General features: G+C 56.9%; 15 protein-coding genes. 3 read left to right on the top strand and 12 right to left on the bottom strand.

All coding sequences use genetic code 11. From position 1 onward, the window contains the following. Positions 1–332 precede the first annotated feature (332 nt). Both ACNJYD_RS09915 and ACNJYD_RS09910 read left to right on the top strand, forming a co-directional pair. Positions 333–614 (top strand): helix-turn-helix domain-containing protein, encoded by a 282-nt coding sequence (locus tag ACNJYD_RS09915; RefSeq protein WP_439366173.1) that lies wholly within the window; start codon positions 333–335, stop codon positions 612–614. 165 nt (positions 615–779) lie between these two features. Continuing rightward, positions 780–1,688 (top strand): LysR family transcriptional regulator, encoded by a 909-nt coding sequence (locus tag ACNJYD_RS09910; RefSeq protein WP_439366172.1) that lies wholly within the window; start codon positions 780–782, stop codon positions 1,686–1,688. Between the two features lie 247 nt (positions 1,689–1,935). On the opposite strand, the gene ACNJYD_RS09905 is transcribed toward ACNJYD_RS09910, so the two are convergent. The 3 genes from ACNJYD_RS09905 to ACNJYD_RS09895 form a co-directional block, all read right to left on the bottom strand. After that, positions 1,936–2,475, bottom strand: coding sequence for a DUF2285 domain-containing protein (locus tag ACNJYD_RS09905; protein ID WP_439366171.1), 540 nt, complete (start codon positions 2,473–2,475; stop codon positions 1,936–1,938). Between the two features lie 46 nt (positions 2,476–2,521). Next, a complete protein-coding gene (locus ACNJYD_RS09900) occupies positions 2,522–2,716 on the bottom strand; it encodes a transcriptional regulator domain-containing protein (protein WP_439367447.1) in 195 nt (64 codons plus the stop codon). Between the two features lie 164 nt (positions 2,717–2,880). After that, positions 2,881–3,153: a DNA -binding domain-containing protein gene (locus tag ACNJYD_RS09895; RefSeq protein WP_439366170.1), complete on the bottom strand. Its 273-nt coding sequence runs from the start codon at positions 3,151–3,153 to the stop codon at positions 2,881–2,883. A gap of 628 nt (positions 3,154–3,781) precedes the next feature. On the opposite strand from ACNJYD_RS09895, the gene ACNJYD_RS09890 reads away from it, so the two are divergent. Beyond that, entirely contained in the window at positions 3,782–4,063 is a 282-nt protein-coding gene (locus ACNJYD_RS09890; protein WP_439366169.1) for a helix-turn-helix domain-containing protein, read from the top strand. Positions 4,064–4,224: 161 nt separating this feature from the next. Here ACNJYD_RS09890 and ACNJYD_RS09885 read toward each other — a convergent pair whose 3' ends face one another. The 9 genes from ACNJYD_RS09885 to ACNJYD_RS09845 form a co-directional block, all read right to left on the bottom strand. Then, positions 4,225–5,568, bottom strand: a complete 1,344-nt coding sequence (locus ACNJYD_RS09885; protein WP_439366168.1) for an LLM class flavin-dependent oxidoreductase — start codon at positions 5,566–5,568, stop codon at positions 4,225–4,227. Positions 5,569–6,301: 733 nt separating this feature from the next. Beyond that, complete coding sequence (locus tag ACNJYD_RS09880) at positions 6,302–8,767, bottom strand: CaiB/BaiF CoA transferase family protein (protein ID WP_439366167.1); 2,466 nt, start codon at positions 8,765–8,767, stop codon at positions 6,302–6,304. Positions 8,768–9,686: 919 nt separating this feature from the next. Then, complete coding sequence (locus ACNJYD_RS09875) at positions 9,687–10,469, bottom strand: SDR family NAD(P)-dependent oxidoreductase (protein WP_439366166.1); 783 nt, start codon at positions 10,467–10,469, stop codon at positions 9,687–9,689. A gap of 170 nt (positions 10,470–10,639) precedes the next feature. After that, positions 10,640–11,926: an 8-amino-7-oxononanoate synthase family protein gene (locus tag ACNJYD_RS09870; RefSeq protein ID WP_439366165.1), complete on the bottom strand. Its 1,287-nt coding sequence runs from the start codon at positions 11,924–11,926 to the stop codon at positions 10,640–10,642. A gap of 519 nt (positions 11,927–12,445) precedes the next feature. Continuing rightward, on the bottom strand, positions 12,446–13,765 hold the full coding sequence (locus tag ACNJYD_RS09865; RefSeq protein WP_439366164.1) for an aspartate aminotransferase family protein: 1,320 nt from the start codon (positions 13,763–13,765) through the stop codon (positions 12,446–12,448). Between the two features lie 262 nt (positions 13,766–14,027). Then, positions 14,028–14,738: a hypothetical protein gene (locus ACNJYD_RS09860; protein WP_439366163.1), complete on the bottom strand. Its 711-nt coding sequence runs from the start codon at positions 14,736–14,738 to the stop codon at positions 14,028–14,030. A gap of 459 nt (positions 14,739–15,197) precedes the next feature. After that, on the bottom strand, positions 15,198–16,088 hold the full coding sequence (locus tag ACNJYD_RS09855; RefSeq protein ID WP_439366162.1) for a crotonase/enoyl-CoA hydratase family protein: 891 nt from the start codon (positions 16,086–16,088) through the stop codon (positions 15,198–15,200). A 42-nt stretch (positions 16,089–16,130) separates the two neighbouring features. Further along, the gene (gene ectB, locus ACNJYD_RS09850) at positions 16,131–17,306 is read right to left on the bottom strand and encodes a diaminobutyrate--2-oxoglutarate transaminase (RefSeq protein ID WP_439366161.1); all 1,176 of its coding nucleotides are present in this window, start codon (positions 17,304–17,306) and stop codon (positions 16,131–16,133) included. Between the two features lie 849 nt (positions 17,307–18,155). Next, positions 18,156–20,627 (bottom strand): CaiB/BaiF CoA transferase family protein, encoded by a 2,472-nt coding sequence (locus ACNJYD_RS09845; RefSeq protein WP_439366160.1) that lies wholly within the window; start codon positions 20,625–20,627, stop codon positions 18,156–18,158. Positions 20,628–20,808: the final 181 nt, after the last annotated feature.

Raw genomic sequence — 20,808 nt, 5'->3', positions numbered from 1 at the left:
ATGGTTTGCGCCGGCTCATTCATCGGGGTGCAATTCCGTTCGAATGAAGGACCATCGCCGCCCGCTCACTCAGCATCTTTGCCTTTGGCTCGAGGGCCCTCACGCAAACTGGTAGCGGAATCGAACGGCTGGCGAGCCAGCAGTCAAGGCCGGCAAAACCCGCCCCGCCACAAACTGACGGGCAATCGACATACGAGCGCTGATGCGCCCCCCGTGGCGTCGGGAAACACGATTACGCATCTTATAATTCGATCGAAAGCCTCAAAATTGTGATGTTTTTATGTAGGTTATAGCCAGTGGTTTGATGGCCATCGAAATGGCTGCCTTCGCGCATGAGAGCTCGTGCGCTTGTGGCTTACAATGTGCGCCGGATCCGCGTCGAGCGCGGTATTCCGCAAGAGCAATTGGCCTACGATGCAGGTGTTGATCGCTCTTATATGAGCGGACTTGAGCGCCAGGAGGCGAACCCGACAGTCGATCTTCTTGATCGCCTTGCCGAAACGCTCGGCGTTGCTGTCTCCGAGCTGTTTGTTCGGCCATCCAAGGGTGCGCCGCCGCCCGCCACCTTACCTAAAGGTCGCAAGCCGAACGCGGCACGCCGCAAAAGGACCTAGTCCCCCTGACAGCACCGAGCCATTGGCGCCGATCTTGTGCGGTACTGGTCCAAGTATGAAAGCGCTCCCACGCGGATTTTCTGCGCAGCCGAGCCTCATTCGCGGCAATCCCGCTGTGGACATCGAATAATGTGATGGATGTTCAATCTGGCGGCGGAGCAGACAATGGCGGCTGAAGACGATGAAGTTCCTTTGAACGCCATCCGCGCTTTTGTAATCGTCGCACGCGAAGGCAGCGTCACGCGCGCCGCCAGCAGCTTGGGAACGACGCAGAGCTCGGTCAGCCGCTATTTGTCGGTCCTGCGGGACTATCTCGGTGCGGACCTCATTGAGCGGCGCGGCCGACGCAGTCATTTGACCGAGTTCGGAAGACTGTTTGCTAATGCAGTCTCTGAGCCGCTCGAGACAGTCGGCTTCACCGCCAAGAGAATGCGGCGGCGGGCGGCCGCGGGCACCAATCGGATTGTCGTTCGCACATCACTATCGACTTTTGCTTCCTCGCTTCTGATTCCAAATCTGCAAGCGTTCTCTGCTGAAGCGGGCGGTGTTATCGTGGACGTCGTCAGCTCGCTATCACCGCCGACATCTTCTGATGACTACGACATATTGATCACACGCGACCTTTCCGTCATCGAACCTGCCGATAGTTGGGAGATCTACAACGAGGAGCTGGTATGCGTGGGGCCGCCAAATCTGGTCGCGGGCAGAGAGCTTTCGATCGTTCGGTCAACGCCGATACTGAACATCACATCTCGTCCCGACATCCTGCCGACGTGGCTGAGGGCGATGAACCTGTCCTCGAACGACATACGAGCGGGCGCGCGCTATGATCACAACTATCTTGCTCTGCCGGCGGTCATGACAGGAAAATGCCTTCTTGTCGCACCAGAAATCATCGTCAGTGATCTGGTGCGAAGTGGCGCTTTGCAGATCATCCCCGGCTCGCGCGCTCCAAGTGGCATGCAGTATCGGGCCTATGCGGTGGATCGCAGCGAACATCCCGAAATCGCTCGTTCTTTTTGCCGCTGGGTCGCTCGTCTTTGCAAGAGGGCGGCGCTAGCTCAGGGGACCTGAAACACCTCTCCAGGTCCCTTCAATGACTCTGCGCCAGATCGATGTACCGCCCCCAATCATGTCGAGAGCACTCAACCTGAAATCCGAACAAGGCGGCGGCCGGCGTCTTCTTTCAAAGATTACCTCTCTGTTGCAGCCATCCCGACGGCAAGGGTCAGAGATCGGAGCGCACAGATCTCCTCCTATCCGTGATCGTGCCATGTCAGAGGAATTGGCTGCACAGAACGGCCGTTGATCGTCCGAGAGCTCACGAACTGTCGTTCCTGCGTCTGCCCTTGTGGAGCAATGCGCGGCAGCGAAGGCGCATGAGGCGCCGCCCCAGCTCAACAAGCCGAATGGTTCGGCTGCGCAGGTCGTCTGTTTTCCAGCCCCGCTTGCCAATACGATGGCTTCCAAACAGACCTTGCGCGATTTGGCGATAGCTATTTCCTTGCTGCCATCCATCCAGTGCGCGCAGCGCGAGGATAAGCTGCCGCCGCTTCAAAGCTGGCAATGCAAGAGGAGGCGTTCCGAGCGGCCGATGCTCAAGGGCGAGCCAAAATCGACGTGCGGCGTGCAAGCGAAGCTCCAAATTGGCGTCGAGCGGCAGGTCGAGCACGACAGCAGACCCCCTCGCCGGAAGGCTCTTCAGCCAAAGGCGATGCTTCGCGCCTCCGAGCGGCACGATCGCATGCCAGCCATCCGGCGCGTGACGAAGGTCACTGCCCGGCAGATTGCCGAAATCGACTTGGTAGCCTTTGGGCGCCGCGCAGTTGACCGCCCGCACAGGCAGTACGATCGACAGCACTTCGGGTGCCCAGAAGACTGCTTGCTTGTCGAATGTCTTTTGCGGATCAGCTGGAAAACGAGAGCCCCCACTTCCGTCGCAAATGGTCTGTGGTTGCGCTGGACCGTTGGCGGCGAGACAATCGCCTGTAATCCTCTTGGTAGTCGGGATCCCGGCGCAGCCACTCCCAGGCCACGTCGGCAGCTTCTGCCTTCTTGAGATGGCTGTATGCTTCCTCAGATCTCCAGTTAGTACCCGGCATCGCACCATTTCCCCGCAAGATTTCACGCACGGCGAAGTACATCCCATGATTGCGGCCCTTTCCGGCTACGCACGTACCGCGTACCGGCTTTGCAAGCACTTAATCGATGCAATGATCGCTTTTTGCGATTGCAGGGAATTCCGCCGGTCCTGAGATCGGCCGTGTCATTGCTTTGGCCAACCGCCACGCAGCAGATCACGATAGCCATGGCCTGCTAGCCACTTGGCCCGCGTCAGATGACTTTCGAACGTGCGTCGCGCACGATCCGGTTCAACGGTCGGGTCAAGCCCAAGCACAACGCGCGCGACTTCGCTCCAATCTGCTTTGTCAGCGTCGGCATCGAGAAGTCGCATGTAGGTGACAGCGTGCTCCTTGTCATATGACGTGAGCTCGTGCGCACTGGGAGCCAATTCTGCGATCTTCGGGTCGGCCGGCACTGACTGAAACTCCTACCGAACTGAAAATTCTATCGAAATCCGAGCGACGATAACGAACTTGTGGTCAGTTTGGTACCGCTCGAATCGTCGCGGCCCCTTCTCTTTTTGACCGGACCAATAGCCCCGAACGCATATCGGATGGCTCCATTCTGCGCATTTGCTCTTTGATCGGCGCCGATCTATTCGCAGTCCATGCGGTGACTGATCGCCGATTTGCCGCACAGTTGACGCTGTCCTTGCTCGTCACACCCTCCTGGGAACGGGAGTGGTGGCCCGTCGTTTGCCCGCGCGCTGGTGAAGGCAGCAGCCCAGAGGGCACCCAACTGGAAAAAGTTCGTTCACTTTTCGAGCTCCAGCAGAACGTTTGTCCTATTTGGTCGCGGAGCCGGGAGAAAGCCGCAGGACCTCTGGGTCATTTTGCTGTGCCGCAGTAGCGAGCTCCCCGCGAGCTCGCTTGGGACGGGTCAACCGCATTCAACGATGACAAACTCCACGACATCTGCGTCCCACGATGGACCTGCTTCGTTAAAGCAATAGTTCGCGGACAACCAACTCCTTCTGGCAGCTTATCGTAATACCCTGTCTATAACCAGTGGTTTCATAGTCGTCAGAATGGCTGGCTTTGCGCATGAACGCTCGTGCGCTTGTGGCCTGGAATGTGCGCCGGATCCGTGTAGATCGCGGCATTCCGCAAGAGCAACTGGCTTATGATGCCGGGATCGACCGCTCGTATTTGGGCGGCATTGAGCAGCAGAAAAAGAACCCGAGCATTGATCTCCTGGACCGTATCGCCAGGACCTTGGGTATTCACCTGTCCGAATTGTTCGCTGAGCCGGCCAAAGGTGCGGCGCCTCCCAAACCAATGTCCAGAGGACGCAAGCCGCCCCGCCGGTGTCGGAACAGGACGTAATTATCGAGAGAGCCATGTTTATCGCTAACGACGGGGGAAGCGAGCCGGAGCGGCTCACGTGCCCCCTTCGAATCTACGGCGGCCATTCCGACCTCCAGCTCCAAAACAGCGCTCAGCGAGATCTGTTTGGATGTAAGCCAGAGCATCTTCGAGATGAGCGCTTACGCCGCTCGCGTAAATCGATTGACTGGTCGCTTGAGCCCGAGATTTTCTCTAAGAGTGCCTCCGGAGCTTGCCGACCTAAACTTGCCGCGTCGGCGCAGTTCTGGAACAACGAACTCCGTGAACTCCTTGAGCCCGCTCGGAACAATCGCGGGAATCACATTGAATCCATCGGCCGCATATTGATCGAACGCGTCAATCATGGCTTCTGCCACCTCATCTGGCGTTCCGACCACCATCAGATGCCCGCGGGAATCCGAAATCAAGCGAATCAGCTGTCGCCAGGTCATGTTTCGGCGAGCACCTAGCTCGAGGAGCACCTTTTGGCGACTCTGAATGAAGTTCGTCGGAGGGAGGGTAGCGGGAACCAAAGAATCGAGATTGATCGAACGCAGATTGGTGACGAAGCCCAGCCACCGATCGGCCGTCTCCATCAAGACGTCCGGATGCGTATAGGACTGCAGTTTTTCAAGCTTATCGGAGGCCTCCTGCTTGGTCCTTCCGATGATCGGGACAATGCCCGGCATCACCAATATCTGATCGTCCTCGCGCCCCAGCCCGCGAGCCTTCTCCTTCAGATCTGTGTAGTACTTCTTACCGCTTTCAAGCAAGGGCTGTGCGGTGAATACAACTTCGGCGAATTCTGCAGCAAATTTGACTCCGACCTCGGACGAGCCGGCCTGAACCAGTACAGGGTAGCCTTGGGGCGGCCGTGCGATATTCAGTGGGCCTCTGACCGAGAAATAAGCCCCACGGTGGTTGAGGAAGTGCAGCTTCGCCGTGTCTGCGAAGATACCGCTTTGCTTGTCACGAACGAACGCGTCGTCCTCCCATGTATCCCAAAGTCCCTTCATGACGCCTACGAACTCTCTAGCTCGCTCATATCGCGCGTCATGCTCTGGAATCTCCTCATCGCCAAAATTTGCCCCTTCGAACTTATTTCCGGAGGTAACGATATTCCAAGCCGCACGTCCGTGCGAGAGGTGGTCAAGGGACGCCATCATACGTGCCAGATGATAAGGCTGGTGATACGTGGTTGTCGCTGTTGCAACAAACCCGACATTCTTTGTTTTTGATGAGAGAGCCGACAAGAGCGTGATCGGCTCAAACGTATCGTTTCGGCCTGCACGCGCTATGTCCGCATTCTCACGTTCGACGACACTTGGGCTGTCCGCAAGAAATACGAAGTGAAATGCCGCGCCTTCGGCAAGCGCCGCAAGGTGCGCATAATGGTCGATATCGACTCCGCCAGTCTCCGGCACGCTTGGATCCCGCCAAGCACCCTCGATGTACCCAGCCTGTAAGACGTATAATCCAAGCGCCATTTGACCATTACGCGCCATGCCGTACTCCTCTCTCAAACGCCTCTCATGTTAGAGCGACCAGCCCATCGGTCGAAAACCCACATTCTATGACCTAAACACCGCGCCATGTTCTTTCAGAGCAGCAGGAGGCAACAAATCAGCGGAGAGCATGCCTCCGGTCGGTACAGATTACGAGTCGCTGCTGTGCAAGCGCTGTTCCTTCACCTTAGGCTTTGCACAAAGCTATGCTACAGCTGCCTCGCTCTTTTTCAGCAGACGTCGATAGTATAGGTGACACGGGTACATTTCCGGAGCAACAGCGAGCACTGGTAGTTGACTTCAATACCACTTTCATCTTGCTATGGACTTGCGCCCGAGTAGCAGCCCGACTTCCAGAACGTTCGATTCTACCGGTGTCGACCAGCCTGCAACGGGCGTGTGATCGGTGCAATTCGAGTTCATCCACGACAAGATGCATTTGCACTGTAGACGAGCCAGCTGATCCAGTCAGGATGACGGGCGATCTTTGAGCCCGCTCCTCTGGGCAAAGTGGCAATCGTTTCGCGGGAAGGCATGAGGATCTTGACCTATTCTATCTAGCACAAGGCGAGTGAGCCGACGCCAATGCCTCAAGTGCAACTGCGCTGTTATCAGACAATCAAGCCTTCGCTCAGCCCGGCAAAATCTGTACACCTGCGACTGCGTAACCATACACCTTGTCCTCAAGCCTCCGTGAGAGCCACGCGCAAACGCGAGGCTACATCGTCTAGGTTTATTGAGAGCTTCGTCTTTGGCTCAGCTCCATCTCCGAGAGCATTTTCGTCCCGATGATTCCCTTCCTCTTGAGATCAGCGATTTCCGCCTCGCAGAGTCCTAAAAGGCCGGTCAGAATTTCCGTGTTATGTTCTCCCAGAACCGGTGCTGCTCGGCGGATGGAATGAGGCCGTGCGCCTTCACGAATCGGGATCGACGATTGCGGGTGCCGACCGATGAAAGCGCGTTCGACGTCCTGGAAGAATGAACGAGATCTGAGTTGCGGATCCTTTAGCAGGTCGATTGGCAGGCGAACAACGCCGGCTGCGATGCTTGCGGCCTGCAGCTGGAACATCGCCTGATCTGCATCACGTATGCGCGTCCAGGCTTCGATGGCCCTATCGATCGTATCCTCCATCGAACGGCGGCGGTCCGCAACTTTCAGCGAGGGGTCGGCAGCCCAGTCTGCTCGGCCGATCACGCTCGCAAGCCTCTGCCACATACCCGCATCGGTGGCAGCCACTGCAATCCAGTTGTCTTCCCCGGCGCAGCGATAGCAGCCGTGGGGCACAAACTGAGGATGCCGATTGCCGTACCTTGTCGACGTACCGCAAAGCGATTGGATAATGATCCATGGAGCAGCAAGCGGCAACATGCATTCGATCTGCGCCAGATCGATAAACTGCCCCTGCCCAGTCTCGCGGGCGTGGATCAGTGCAACAAGCACTGCAGCGCAACCATTCAGACCACCTATGGCATCCCCGAAAGCAACGTGACTCATGACCGGCGGCCCATAGGCGCTTCCGACCACGCTCGGCAACCCCGAGCCCTGCTCCAGCGTCGAGCCGTATGCCCGGCAATCGCGAAAAGCGCTGTTCTTGCCAAAGGCTGACATCCCCATCACCACGAGGCGCGGGTTGAGCATTCTCAATACGTCGTAACCAAGCCCAAGCTTTGGCAGCACATCCACCGAATAATTGTCGACAACAATGTCGGCATCCGCTATTAGGCGCTTAGCAAGGATGAGGTCCTCGGGTCTGGTCAGATCCAGCGTGATGCCGCGCTTATTGCGATTCATCATGCAGAAGCGCAGCGTTTTCTCGTACATCTGTCGGTTTACGTAATCCGGACGGCGATCGACACCACGCCACCAGTCCGGGTACTGGATCGCCTCGATCTTGATCACGTCCGCACCGAGGTCGGCAAGGGTGCGCGTACACAACGGGCCAGCCCAGCCCATGGAAAAATCGATGACACGAGTTCCCAGCAAAGGCTGTTCGGCCGGGCTGCCGGATTCGAAGACAATCGACGCTCCACTGGTGGGCTTCGGTCTGCTATTCGTGAATACCTGCCGCTCGCCGGGACACGGAACTCTTCCGCCCCGGCGCGGCGGTGTCAATGTCAGCCGCTGCATCGAGCCCGCCGTCAGCGCGCTTTCCTTGCCGAGCAGAATGGGCACGATTGCACCACGATCGATCTTCTCCTTATCCTGGAGAAGATCGGACATCTCTGGCACCGGTACAATCGGGATCTTGCGCTTTAGTCCTTCGGCAAACCACTGCTGCGCGGTCCGCTTCCGAAGCCTTGGGATGAGCAGTCGTTCGATCTGCTCCATATGGTTCAGACGGTCGGCACCGAGCACCAGGGCTGGATCGTCACGCAATTGAGGAAGGCCGAGCATGTCGCAGAACGCACGCCACTGGGGCGGGGTTATTGTCGTGACGCCGAGCCACCCCTTTTTTGTTTTATAGATGCCGACCGGAAAATTCGGACAGAAGCGATTGATGCCAATCCGGCGCATCACGTAGCCGCGCTGACATGCTTCAAATAGCTGATACTCGCTGAGCGTGATACATGCCTCGAAGATACTGAGCGAGTACGATCGACCTGCTCTACTCTGCATTCGCGCAAGCACTGACGAGGCAGCCGCGATAAAGCCCCATAGACCCGCCAGGATACCCGTCTGGAAATCCGGCGCGTGCAAAGGAGGCCCTTCGACTGGCCCAACCAGCTTGATGAGACCGGCAAGGGCGCGAACGGTCGTGTCGCTCGCGGCGAATTCAGCATAGGGCCCGTCCTTGCCGAACCAACTCACATCCAAGTAGATCAACGCAGGTTGCCGTTGTCGGATCGCGGCGACATCAACGGGCGGACAGTTCGCGCCATCGATATCGCGGCCATCGATCAGAATGTCGCAATCCTCGATCAACAATGCCAGTCGCGTGGCGGCCTCTGGGTCAGCAAGATCGATGACAAAACTTGACTTGTTGAAGTTCAGGAACGCGAACCACGCGCTCTGGCCACCTGGGGTTAGTGGAGCGCTGGAGCGAAGTGGATCGCCGGCACGCCGCTCGACCTTCCAAACCTCAGCGCCGAAGTCGGCAAACAGCCGCGCACAATAGCCGGTCGCAGCTGAGCTACCAATTTCGACCACTCGCAACCGCGACAACGCCTCTCTGGTTGGATTCATTTTCTTCAGCCACAACTACGTTTTGGAACTACTAGCCTGCGGATGCGGTGCCCGTAAGCACCCCACTGTTCAGGAGAGCCCAGCACCTGGGACGATTCAAGCTATGAGAGCTGATAGACCGTCACCATGCGTGTCTTTTGATCTACCTGCTTGCCTTCCGCCAATTCTCGACGACTTGCTGAAAGGAAGCGGCGAAGTCCCTGCAAGGACGTGCGGGCGCGCAATGTCTCGAATAATTTCTCTTCGACACGGCAGGAGACGCTTTCGACGGAGAGCTATCTCAAGCGGCGAGAAAGCGCAGCTAATGGGTATGAGGCCCGATTCTGAGCAGGGAAATGCACTCTCCGTTCCCCTGGGGCCATCAGAACGCGCGGCTTGTACACAGGCGAACAGGCCACCGCTCGTCATCAGCAGTTCGAGAATGCTAGGAACAGTCGTGGACGACGATACGCTTCCTCGCTCGGCTGCCGCTTGCGCCAATTGGGTTGCGGGCGCTCGTATGCCGACCGACAACATAGCACCATCACCTCGAATCCAATGCCGGAGTTAAGCGTCTGAGATCCACCAGGCGATTTCTGCTCTTCAACCAACATTCCTGGCCGGTAGCGCGCAAAATGCTGGAGGTCAGACACACAAGTCTCGCGCCGTCCCTCCAGAGCGTTGCATGCCGGTCTTCGCCCTAGTTGGAAGATGTACAAGTGAGATGCAGCATCGCGTCATGACTGATACACCTCCACCACGCACAGCGGCCAGCGTTTTCGTCTCTCTGGCTTGCTTTTCTGAGAAAGCATGCCATCAGCACGGCCGAGCCGACGACGTCAGCGGCCCAAGAAGTGGTAGTGCTTGCATCTTGAGATTGTTTTACTTGGCTGATCCCGTCCCAACTCAATCCAATGCATAGAGAACGCTATTGCGCCGTAACGGCGCTCATCGGCTAGGCGGCGAACTCGCCCCCCGTGATATCGATCGTCGCACCCGTAATAAAGCTAGCCCCCGGCGAGGCTAAAAAAGCAGCGAGGTGCGCCACCTCTTCGGCCCTTCCGAAACGACCGACAGGAATGCGGCTGAGAGCGGAACGGTTCACTGCCGCCTCTGCCGGCCCAGTTAGGTCACTCAGAACCCGACCCGGGGCGATACAATTGACCGTAACACCGTATGGAGCGAGATCGCGTGCAGCAGCGCGGGTCAACCCGACCAATCCCGCTTTCGATGCAGCATAATGCGGACCTGCGATCAACGGCACGGCGCGGCCCGCCAGGGAGCCGACGTTGATGATGCGTCCATAGCCGTTTGAAATCATTGAGGGCGCTAAGAGACGCATTAGAAAGAACGGGCCGCTTAGATTGACATCGATGACTTTTGCCCATTCCTGAGACGACATTTGCGAAAGCCAAGGAACGTTTTGGTCCACGCGCTTTGGAGAGATTCCGGCATTGTTTACCAAAGCCGTGATTTCGCCCCACCGCCCCCGGATCTGGTCAACAAATCGGGTCACCTCAGTTTCCTGAGTGACGTCGACTACCCCCGCACAGAGGCGATCTTCCCAATAGCTAAGGATTTCGAGTGCATGCTGCACGTTCTTCGTCTGTGTCGCCACGAACGCCACTCGATAGCCATCCGTCAAGAACCGTCGCACGATCTCAAGTCCGATGCCGCGTGCTCCTCCAGTCACGAGGGCAACGCCCGGAACACTTTCTCTCAGCTTTCCTGTTACCATGGTTCAGACCGTCGAAAGGAGCGCCTTCCGTTGCGCTCAACAAGGGGGAGATGTCTTTCGAAGAGAAGCACCGTATCCACAGCTAAATGAGCGCGTATTTCCTGCGTCGCCACAGGTGCACCTCATTGCAGCCCTCCTGCTTCGTGGTCCCCTGCGAGTCAGCAGTCCCATCATTGCGCCACGGTCTTTGCTGAATTGTCGACAATGGCATCTGGTACTCTCTCCAGAATGCAGTCACACAGCCGTTCTATGTCGCCAACCTCATGATCTGCCGTAACACACACGCGAACGCCTGCGTTTCCTTGGGCAACGGTCGGAAAGAAGATCACGGAGGTGTAAAAGCCGGCGTCGAGAAGCTCTCGTGCCACTGCAATAGCTTTGGCTTCCGATCCGATAGAAACCATTCTGATTGGAAGTGAACTCCCTTGCTCGACCGTCGCTACACGATTGTCAAACACTTTGATCCGTTGCACCAACTGCTTCTGACGTTCGCCGAGTTCTGGCGAGAGGTGGATCTTACAAGAGCCCAGCGCCGCACCGACTGCTGCCAAATTTGGTGCCACCGAGAATGCATAGGGGATAGAGTAACGTCGAAACAGAGCTTCCTGCTCGGCTGTTCCTAGCATCAACATGCCGCCCGATGCCCCGAATCCCTTGGCGAGCGAGGCTGCGATGATTGTGCGATCGCCCAGAGCTTCGGGGAACTGAGTGCGCGCAAATCCTTCTCCATGGCGTCCGAATAGCGATATGCCGTGAGCATCGTCAATATACAAAAAGAGCTTATAACGTTCCTGGAGCTCGCGCAGCTCTTTGATCGGCGCGTTCCCCCCCATCGAATAGACGCCATCGCAAACATAAGCAACTACCGGGTGTTTGCGACACAAGCCTTCAAGAGTGCCAATATCGTTGTGCGCAATGGTCTCCACTCGCGTTTCATCCGCAACGACCGGCTTGTGATATGCGAGCGAGAGGTGCGCGTTACGATCAAACACGACAACCGGCTTCACGCCTTCTGTTAACATGCCAGAAGCAAGAAGGGGCATGGCTCCGAGATTTGCGAGCATGACGGTTGAAAAGGCGATCACCCGCGCGCAGAACATTTCCGACAGATTGGCCTCGAGCTTTGCCAGGAGATCGAAATTGAGTCGGGTTCGAGCGCAAGACCAGTGCAGTGATCGATGCGCCTCGATCGCCTTGATCGCGCCAGCTACGATCATAGGATGATTGTCCAGCCCCAGATACGAACACCGTACAAAATCAATTATCTCCCGCCGATCATCAAGTGGACCGGTGCCTAACGCAAATGCGCGTCCGGTCGTAGAACGTCCTTGAACAGCCATGAGACCAGCGGTGTGAGCTGCATCAAAAAATGGCCTGCTCTTGTTGATGACGTATGCGGTGTTCCGAAAGTGCCCTTTCGGGCGACCACCTTCAGGGGGCACGATCTGCTGCTTCATGTCGCTCTCCATTCCCTCTGCAAGCGTGCGCTCCAGGCTGCTGAGATTAGGTACGGTACGCGGTTTGGCGAAGTCGGGCGGACTCTCTAGATATTCCGAGAAACGGTCTTGTCCGATGTTAAGAGCCGGCACCTTACACATGGCAGGTCGCTCTCGCAGCTACTACATCAAATAGGGCGCTGTAGTCCTCAACGGGGCTGCGACAACGCCCTGCCGAATGGAAAACTATCACGTCGTAGCGACCCTCTTCTCGACGCGATACGCTGCATCGGTTTGACACCTGTAACGTATTCAGATGCCTGACCGTGCCATCTACAAGCCTGCGCTCCAGTGTCAGCCAGAGCCGATGATCGATGGCTCTGCTAGTCTCATTCCGAGCAACTCACGCTCCACGCCACGATTTCTGCACCCAGTTTTGGAAGGCCTGAATAGCTCGCATGGAGGACGCCCGTGGAACAACGCGCCACGCAAGTTGACACATGACGCAGGCTTCGCGGTGGCCACGGGTATTCATCTACCTCATCCAGCATGTCCGGTGATATCGAGAAAGCGTGCAAATACATCGACAACGAATTCAGCGTCAGCGCGAGTCATTGGTGTTGACATCGAAGCGGTGCCACCATGCGGTAAGATGACGCCATTCTCCGCAAAGAAGTCACCAAGCTGCGTCATGAGTTCAGATGTGCTTGGCGATGGCCACGCGTCGCGATTGTCGTTCGGCGCTACAGCCATCGGATGAATGCGAAAGAGAGACGCGGCTCCAGTGACGCAGAGCGGCGCCCTCTTTTTTGAGATCGCTCGCGCAATACCGTCACGAACAACATATCCAAGCTGGTCAAGCTTTGCGAAAGCCGCATGATCTAGATGCTTCATTGCTGCAAGACCAGCTGTAATAGACAAGGGATTGGCCGAAAACGTCCCGCCTTGCGGAAGTAGAGGACGGCCCACTGATGCGTCGAATACTCTCATCACCTCCTCCCGCCCGCCGATTGCTCCAATTGGCAAACCACCACCGATGATCTTGCCCATCGTGATGATGTCTGGGATAAGGCCATACAACGCAGAAGCTCCCCGGAAACTCTGCCGGAGATTAAGAATCTCATCAGCAATCACTAGAACACCATTCTTACGAGCCGTATCCTGAATCGCTGCAATGAACTCAGGCTTGGGCGCGACTAGACCACCGCGGCTTGCCATCGGATCTACAATGATTGCAGCAAGACTTCGGCCATGAGCTGAAAGTAATCGGCGTGCGCTCTCGGCATCGTTAAAACGGAGCACCATCACTTCTTTCAGCACGCTCGCTGGCATCCCGCGGTAGAACGCCGTCGATCTCGGGGCTGCGGGATCACCCCAATTGTCCGGCGTTGCCGCCAGACTCACCTCAGCCCAGTCGTAAGCGCCATGATACGCGCCCTCAAGCTTGGCTATTTTGGAACGGCCGGTGAAGGCGCGCGCAGCCTTGATTGCAAACATCACCGCCTCGGTCCCGGTGTTGACAAAGCGAACGCGTTCAACCGCCGGAATACGACCGCAAAGTAGTTCGGCGAGTTCGATCTCGACCTCCGTGGGATTTGCGAAACAGGTACCGCGCTGAAGTTGGCGCGTCAGCGCTTCCACCACGGGCGGGAAAGCGTGGCCGTGTATTAACGTGGTGAAGTTGCTATTCAGATCGAGAAACCGGTTATCGTCGACATCGAAGAGGTAACTGCCTATTCCGCGCTCAACATAAAGCGGGCTCGGATTCCGCTCGATCGTCACTCGTGACGTGCCATCGGGAAACACCCGCCGCGCCCGAGCGAAGCTGTCTTTTGATCTTTGCCCAACTTGCGAGACCATGTTCGAACCTTGCTGGTACGCCGTCCCCCGGCGAAGAACGAGTACTCACCTTCAAGCCAGCCTTATCTTGCCAATTGCGATCGTCCTGGGCGTATCTACGCTCCGTCGCGAGATCTACTCGCGCTTCGTCAGGGCGAGGCGCAACATTGCCTCGTATGATCAGCTGCAGACATTTTCATACCTCGTGCTCTCTTGGACGCCGAACGTTGAGCCCACACAATAGCGCAACTTATGCCCCTCTTTAGAACACTTGGTTCGATACTCACGCGCACAATGCGACCTCGCCTGTTTCGTGGCCATTGAGAAGACATTCCAACTCCTCACCAGTTAACCAGGCGAGTAGATCGTCGGCGACAATACCCTCTTCCGCCAGATGGAGCACCGATCCGCCTGGCTCACAATGCAAATGTCCGTACTGCGCAAGAACGCCCTTAGACAGTAGCCAGCGCTCTGGAAGTCCTACGAGGAAGTCGGGAGCCCACATCGAGAACGACACGCCACGCAATACCGCAGCCATGATCTCAGGCATGCCCTGTCCTCGAAAGTCTTTGCGCAACCAAAAATCCCCGTGGTAGGCTACTTTTCCATTGATCTTCTTCGCACTTGGCGCGGTGCAACTACAACGATCCTGAGGGTGCGCCTGTGTCGCCGGATCGGCATAGAATGCCTTCAGGGATTCAAGATGCTCTGCAAAATTGCTGTGCGAAAGATCATACAGCCGCGCAGCCTGCACAAGCACGACTTCATTATTCTTGTCGAGGCCGATCATCCAGTATCCCTCACCTGCCTTAATGGAAGAGCGATCCGGGCGGAAAGTTGGATATGTCGGCGCTTTAGTCGCAAGTGCTTTTGTAATCGATACATACTTGTGAAAATCAAACCCTATCGAGAGCTTGATGCCCTTCTGAGCGGCGGCTTCGTCATATGCTCGAAGGAAGCGCGACACGTTCAAAGGATTAACTATGCGTTTCATATCATTTATCCTGTTGTGATCAGCAGCCGTCAGAGTCTGAGGCAGAAAGTTCAGGGTACAGGTTGGGCATGGAGCGGGCCACTACCAACTCCAGTGAGGACAACGGAGAACGAGGAATGAACTCGGTACGATTTACTCAGGCGGCCTAGCACATGATTTGCCGATGCGCCCCTAATTCAATCAATCGGCATACGTGAGCCCCCCCAAGTCCGACGTTAGAAACACAGCTGCCACAAGACTTCCTTCTCCAAGCATAAGAGGCTTTCCGAGAATGCACCGCGTGATCCAGTCAATCCCGCGCACGCAGCTGCAAGCCATCGGAAAACCTTCCTGCTATTCGAAAGGCCGCCCAAGCTTTGCCGACGGCGCATGTCACACAAGTTCTTTGGACCATTTGTTCAATCGCCACAGAGCCGTTGGGGAGCAGTCGCGACAGGCCGAACGACGAAAGATTGATGGTTATTCGTACTCCCGCTCCTTCCACCATGGAAAGAAATCGGGCAGATCGGCCGGTACCCGATCTTTAAACACCGCCGGCCGCTTCTCCAGGAACGCCGTAATGCCTTCCTTAGCGTCGGCGGAGCGGCCGCGCGCGTACATGCTGCGGCTTTCGATCTTATGGGCTTCCATAGGATCATCGGCGCCCAACATGCGCCACATCAGCTGCCGGATCATCGTGATCGAAACTGGCGAGGTATTGTCCACGATCTCGTGGGCGAGGGCACGTGCGGTCGGTAATAGCCGATCGCCACGCACGATCTTGCTAACTAACCGACCGGCAAGCGCTTCCTTCGCCGTAAATAACCGCCCGGTGTAAGACCACTCGAGTGCCTGCGCTATGCCGACCACCCGGGGCAAAAACCAACTGGAGGCTCCCTCCGACACTAAGCCACGCTGGGAGAACACAAGACCAAAGCGCGCGGCGTCGGACGCGATCCGAATGTCCATCGCGAGCTGCATGGTGACGCCCATGCCGACCGCGGGCCCATTCACAGCAGCGATCACAGGCTTGAGACTCCTGAAGATCCGCATAGCAATTTTGCCGCCTCCGTCGCTGACTGAGGGATCGCTGTAATCCACCCTGCCATCGGGCAACCGTTTCACTGGCCCGCGCCGCACGTCACGGTCGAACGTATCCGCTCCTAGGGAAAGGTCGGCGCCAGCGCAAAAGGCGCGACCTTCGCCGGTCACAATTATCGCGAGGACGTCATTGTCTCCGTCGGCGCGGTCAAAGGCATCTACAATTTCGCGCTCCATAAGGGAGTTGAACGCGTTGAGTTTCTCCGGCCGATTCAACGTAATCGTGAGGATTTGCTCGGCAACCTCATACTTGATCGTCTCGTACGCCATAGCCTTTCTTTCACCTGTTGGAGATCCAAGCCTTGACCCAGATCACGATGGCCTAGCCTGTTTCAGCGCTTCGTCCAATGAATGCTCGAATATCGAAAGACCGTCATTCAGTGTCTCAGAGTCGATCGTGAGTGCAGGCAGGAATTTAATAACCTGATCGACCGGTCCACATCGTTCGACAATCAACCCCTTTTCAAATGCCTTGCGTGCTGTAGTTGCCGCAAGTTCTGGCATTCCACAATCAAAACCCAACGCCATTCCGCGCCCTCGAACGGAAAATCTGTTTCCATACTGGGCCGCTATGGCCTCCAGTCGATGGCGCATAACTTCTCCCGTTCGCTGAACTCCATGTGAGAAGATATCGTCTCGCCAGTATAGATCTAGTGCTGCCGTTGCAGATACGAGCGCCAAGTTGTTTCCTCGAAATGTGCCCGTGTGCTCGCCTGGTCGCCACGCGTCAAACTCTTCCTTGATCAACAACATGGATAAGGGCAGACCGTAGCCACTCAGCGATTTCGATAAGACAACGATATCTGGCGACAACTCGGCGAACTCGAAGCTAAAGAACTCGCCTGTGCGACCACAGCCCATCTGGACGTCGTCAACTATGAACAGCGCGCCCGCGTTCTTCGCGATGGTTTGGATCGACTGCAGCCACTCCTTGCGGGCGACGTTTATGCCGCCTTCACCCTGGACGGTTTCGAGAAGAATGGCGGCTGGATAATCAACGCCACTACTCTCGTCTGTCAGCAATTTTTGCAAATATTCCGCTGCATCAATGTCCGGGCCAAGGTAACCATCGTAAGGCATGAAAGTTACGCCTGACAAGGAGACTCCGCTGGCTGTGCGATAATAGCGATTACCGCTCGCGGCAATCGCTCCTAAGCTCATGCCATGATAGCCATTCGTGAAAGAGATTATATTCTGCCGTCCTGTGACTTTGCGCGAAAGTTTTATTGCTGCCTCGATAGCATTGGCGCCCGTTGGCCCAGTAAATTGGAACCGGTATTGCAGATCCCGTCTGCGAAGTATGACAGAATTAAAAGTCTCGATGAACTCGAGCTTCGCAGGAGTGGCCATGTCTAGGCCGTGGATTACAGCATCCGATGCCAGATAGTCGGTAATGGCGGCTTTGAGCCGATGATTGTTATGGCCGTAGTTAAGGGTTCCAGCACCGCAGAGGAAGTCGACGACCTTCCGGCCATCCTCGGTCAGCATGATTGAGCCGCACGCTCGACAGAAGATGGCCGGAAACGAACGTGAATACAGCGCACGCGGGATTCCAGCGATTCCAACATTTCCATGTTGCGCGACTCGCTTGTCGCTCCAGCCATGTGTCACCCTCCGACAAACGAGTGGTTCGAGGAATGGGCAGGGGGCTAACTCAGCACTATCACGCTTTCCGGCGGCCCTCCTGCCAGCTTAATTACCTGAGACGGGGGAACAACAAAGCTACCAGGACTTGTAGGGGCACCGTGGGCAAGAGTCAGGCGTGACCTGTCACTTGCGGACGCTATCACCCGCGGGGAAATTGCATTATCTTCATGAAAAGGCACCGACGAGTTCGGGAGTCGGGAGCGGTTAGTAGTGCCATGCGAGCCGAGCTGAACTAAGTTGCAGCGCCTCTGGCAATAAGATGGTCAGAGCCTGATACCCACGCGAGATTACACTTCCAACGGCCGGCTCAGTCATTGCCGGACGCGGCGGGCTTGCGACCGCACGCCCCGGCTGTTCATACGAACAATGCCCTGAGTTTCGGAGATCGCGCCAACCTCGGTTTCTCGAGCAGACAAAGGTCCGCGCCGGAAGGCACCTCATCTGTACGCATGCGCTTGCGCAACAGCCTGCATTGTCGCAGATAAGATCGACGTCTTGTGACCGATGTAGCCGGGCGAGTGGCCGCTCGTGTCCTTGTTCGAGCTCTGCCATTTCGTCAGGCGCAGGGGATTGATCGAATGGCTTCGATCGAACAAATGGGCTCATGTGCATCAGCACGCCTCAAGTGCTCCTCGGCGGACCTCTTCCCCGTGTATGGTGGGCAGCCGCTCCAGAAAGCGTCAGTGTTTGTCAGTCGTGAACACCGCGCAGCCTCTCTCGATTGAAGGTGTGTTCAGCATTTGTGAGTTCCGCCTCGGAAAGCATCGACGTACCAATAATGTGATCCCTGGATAATTGCTCGATCTCCATATCAGAGAGCCCGAGAAGCCCCGATAAGATTTCTACGTTATGTTGTCCGAGAGTGGGCGCCGCTGTACGAATCGGATAGGGCCTCGCGTTCTCTCGAATTGGCATTGACGGCTGCGGGTGCAACCCCACGAAGGAGCGGCTCACTTCCTGCAGAAATGAGCGGGAGCCGAGGTGCGGGTCCTTGAGCATATCAATTGGCAGGCGGGCGGTGCCGGCCGCAACCCTTACCGCTTGCAACTCAAACATGGCCTGATCCGCATCGCGGGCGAGGGTCCAGGCTTCAATGCCTCTCTCGATATCATCCTCTATGGCGCGGCGGGCTTCGGCTGATTTCAGAGATGGGTCCTTGGCCCAGTCCGGTCGGCCGATAAGGGTGGCAAGCCTCTCCCACATGGCCGCGTCGGTAGCTGCTACTATGATCCAGTTGTCCTCACCGGCACATCGGAAACAGCCGTGTGGGACTTGCTGTGGATGCCGATTTCCATATTTGGGCGCCGGCATACCATCGATCGAGTGAACCGTCATCCAAGGGGCTAGGAAAGGCATCATACAGTCGATTTGCGCCAGATCAATGAATTGGCCTTGCCCGGTCTTGCGGGCGTGGATCAAGGCAACCAGAACTGCAGCGCAGCCATTCAACCCACCAACGGGATCGCCAAACGCGATGTGACTCATAATCGGCGGTCCGCCGACGGTTCCGATCACGCCTGGAAGTCCTGAGCCCTGCTCAAGAGTCGAACCGTATGCCCGGCAGTCGCGATGGACGCTGTTCGTGCCAAAGGCCGACATCGACATCATAACCAGCCGAGGGTTGAGGGTCCTGAGCACGTCGTAGCCAAGCCCCAGCTTCGGCAGCACGTTGACCGAGTAATTGCCTACGGCGATATCGGCTCGTTCCAACAACCGCTTGGCAAGCGCAAGGCCCTCCGGACGCTTCAGATCGAGCGTCATGCCGCGCTTGTTGCGGTTCATCATGCAGAAGCACGGCGCCCTTTCGTAAATCTGATCTTCCACGTAGCGAGGAGGCCTGTCTACGCCGCGCCACCAATCCGGGTATTGGATAGCTTCGATCTTGATTACATCCGCACCAAGATCAGCCAGTGTGCGAGTACATAAGGGTCCTGCCCAGCCCATCGTGAAGTCCACCACGCGAACCCCTTGCAAAGGCAGGGGGTACGAATCGGTGTAACCCCGCAAGGATCGCGGAATGCTCGGCTCGGTTGGTCGTACATCACCGCCACGCTGTTGTTCGCCCACCTCCGGTACCTGCCCTCCCCGACGTGGCGGTGTCAATGTAAGCCGCTGCATCGAGCCGACGGTGCTTCCCTCCTCTTTGCCAAGACGAACGCGCACGATTGCACCTCCGTCTATTTTTTCTGCATCCTGGAGCAACTCCGAAACTTGAGGCACTGGAACTATCGGGAGTTTCCGTTCCAGTGCTTCCGCAAACCACTCCTGGGCTGTCCGCATCTTCAGCCTCGGAATCAGCTGTCGATCAATATGGTCCATGTGTTGCAGACGGCCTTCGTTAGAGGCAAGATCTGGATTATCGCGCAGCTCAGGGAGGCCAAGCATTTCGCAGAATTCGCGCCACTGTTTCGGAGTAACCGCTGAAACGCCGAGCCACCCTTCTTGTGTTTCATAGATGCCGACCGGGAAGTTCGGCCAAAAGCGATTGACGCCGATCCGACGCATCACGTCGCCGCGCGCAAACGCGTCAAACATCAGATACTCGGTCGGAGCGAGCATCGCTTCGAAAATACTTAGTGACCACGACCGACCCGCCCCACCCTGCATTCGCGCAACCGCCGAAGATGCCGCCGCGATGAACCCCCATAGACCGGCAAGGATACCCGCCTGAAAATCCGGTGCGTGCGAGGGCGGACCTTCGGACGGACCAACCAGCTTCACGAGACCGGCTAGTGCCCGCACGGTAGAATCAGTTGCGGCAAACCTCGCATACGGCCCCAGGCTGCCGAACCAACTCGCTTCGAGATAGATCAAGCCGGACCGCCGTTGCCGGATAGCCCCAATATCAATGGCCGGGCAGTCGGCGGCACCAACATCGCGTCCGTCGATCAGAATGTCGCAATCTTCAATTAATGCCGTCAACCGTGTGACCGCATCTGCGGCAGTGGGATCAATGATAACGCTAGACTTGTTGAAATTCAGGAATGCGAACCATGCGCTCTGCCCACCCGGCGTAACTGGCGCGCTTTGGCGGAGAGGATCACCTGCCGGCGGCTCGACTTTTTGAACATCGGCGCCGAAATCGGCGAACAAGCGCGCGCAATAGCTGGTCCCGGCCGAGCTGCCGATTTCGACGACCCGCAGATTGGATAAGACTTCCATCGAGAACTCATTTTCAAGTCATGCTGATGCTTTGAACGTGGTCGGCCCCAGCTTACGATGAGCGTGGCGCCGCTTATAGTTTACTGACGAGATAGTGAACGCCGACTCGATGTTCTGACAATCTCGCGCGCAATCAACGGTTCACGAAATTGACTAAACCAGTGGCTCCACCGCTCGGACA

Source organism: Bradyrhizobium sp. SPXBL-02, from assembly GCF_051853065.1.
GTDB lineage: Bacteria > Pseudomonadota > Alphaproteobacteria > Rhizobiales > Xanthobacteraceae > Bradyrhizobium.
Note: the sequence above shows the minus strand (reverse complement) of the source record. Positions and strands in the feature narration are given on the sequence as shown.

Coding starts and splice junctions, on each gene's coding strand:
- ACNJYD_RS09870 (WP_439366165.1), bottom strand. CDS start 11,926: ATGAAGCAGCAGATCGTGCCCCCTGAAGGTGGTCGCCCGAAAGGGCAC.
- ACNJYD_RS09885 (WP_439366168.1), bottom strand. CDS start 5,568: ATGGCGCGTAATGGTCAAATGGCGCTTGGATTATACGTCTTACAGGCT.
- ACNJYD_RS09860 (WP_439366163.1), bottom strand. CDS start 14,738: ATGAAACGCATAGTTAATCCTTTGAACGTGTCGCGCTTCCTTCGAGCA.
- ACNJYD_RS09875 (WP_439366166.1), bottom strand. CDS start 10,469: ATGGTAACAGGAAAGCTGAGAGAAAGTGTTCCGGGCGTTGCCCTCGTG.
- ACNJYD_RS09845 (WP_439366160.1), bottom strand. CDS start 20,627: ATGGAAGTCTTATCCAATCTGCGGGTCGTCGAAATCGGCAGCTCGGCC.
- ACNJYD_RS09865 (WP_439366164.1), bottom strand. CDS start 13,765: ATGGTCTCGCAAGTTGGGCAAAGATCAAAAGACAGCTTCGCTCGGGCG.
- ACNJYD_RS09855 (WP_439366162.1), bottom strand. CDS start 16,088: ATGGCGTACGAGACGATCAAGTATGAGGTTGCCGAGCAAATCCTCACG.
- ACNJYD_RS09910 (WP_439366172.1), top strand. CDS start 780: ATGGCGGCTGAAGACGATGAAGTTCCTTTGAACGCCATCCGCGCTTTT.
- ectB (WP_439366161.1), bottom strand. CDS start 17,306: ATGCTGACCGAGGATGGCCGGAAGGTCGTCGACTTCCTCTGCGGTGCT.
- ACNJYD_RS09900 (WP_439367447.1), bottom strand. CDS start 2,716: ATGCCGGGTACTAACTGGAGATCTGAGGAAGCATACAGCCATCTCAAG.
- ACNJYD_RS09915 (WP_439366173.1), top strand. CDS start 333: ATGAGAGCTCGTGCGCTTGTGGCTTACAATGTGCGCCGGATCCGCGTC.
- ACNJYD_RS09890 (WP_439366169.1), top strand. CDS start 3,782: ATGAACGCTCGTGCGCTTGTGGCCTGGAATGTGCGCCGGATCCGTGTA.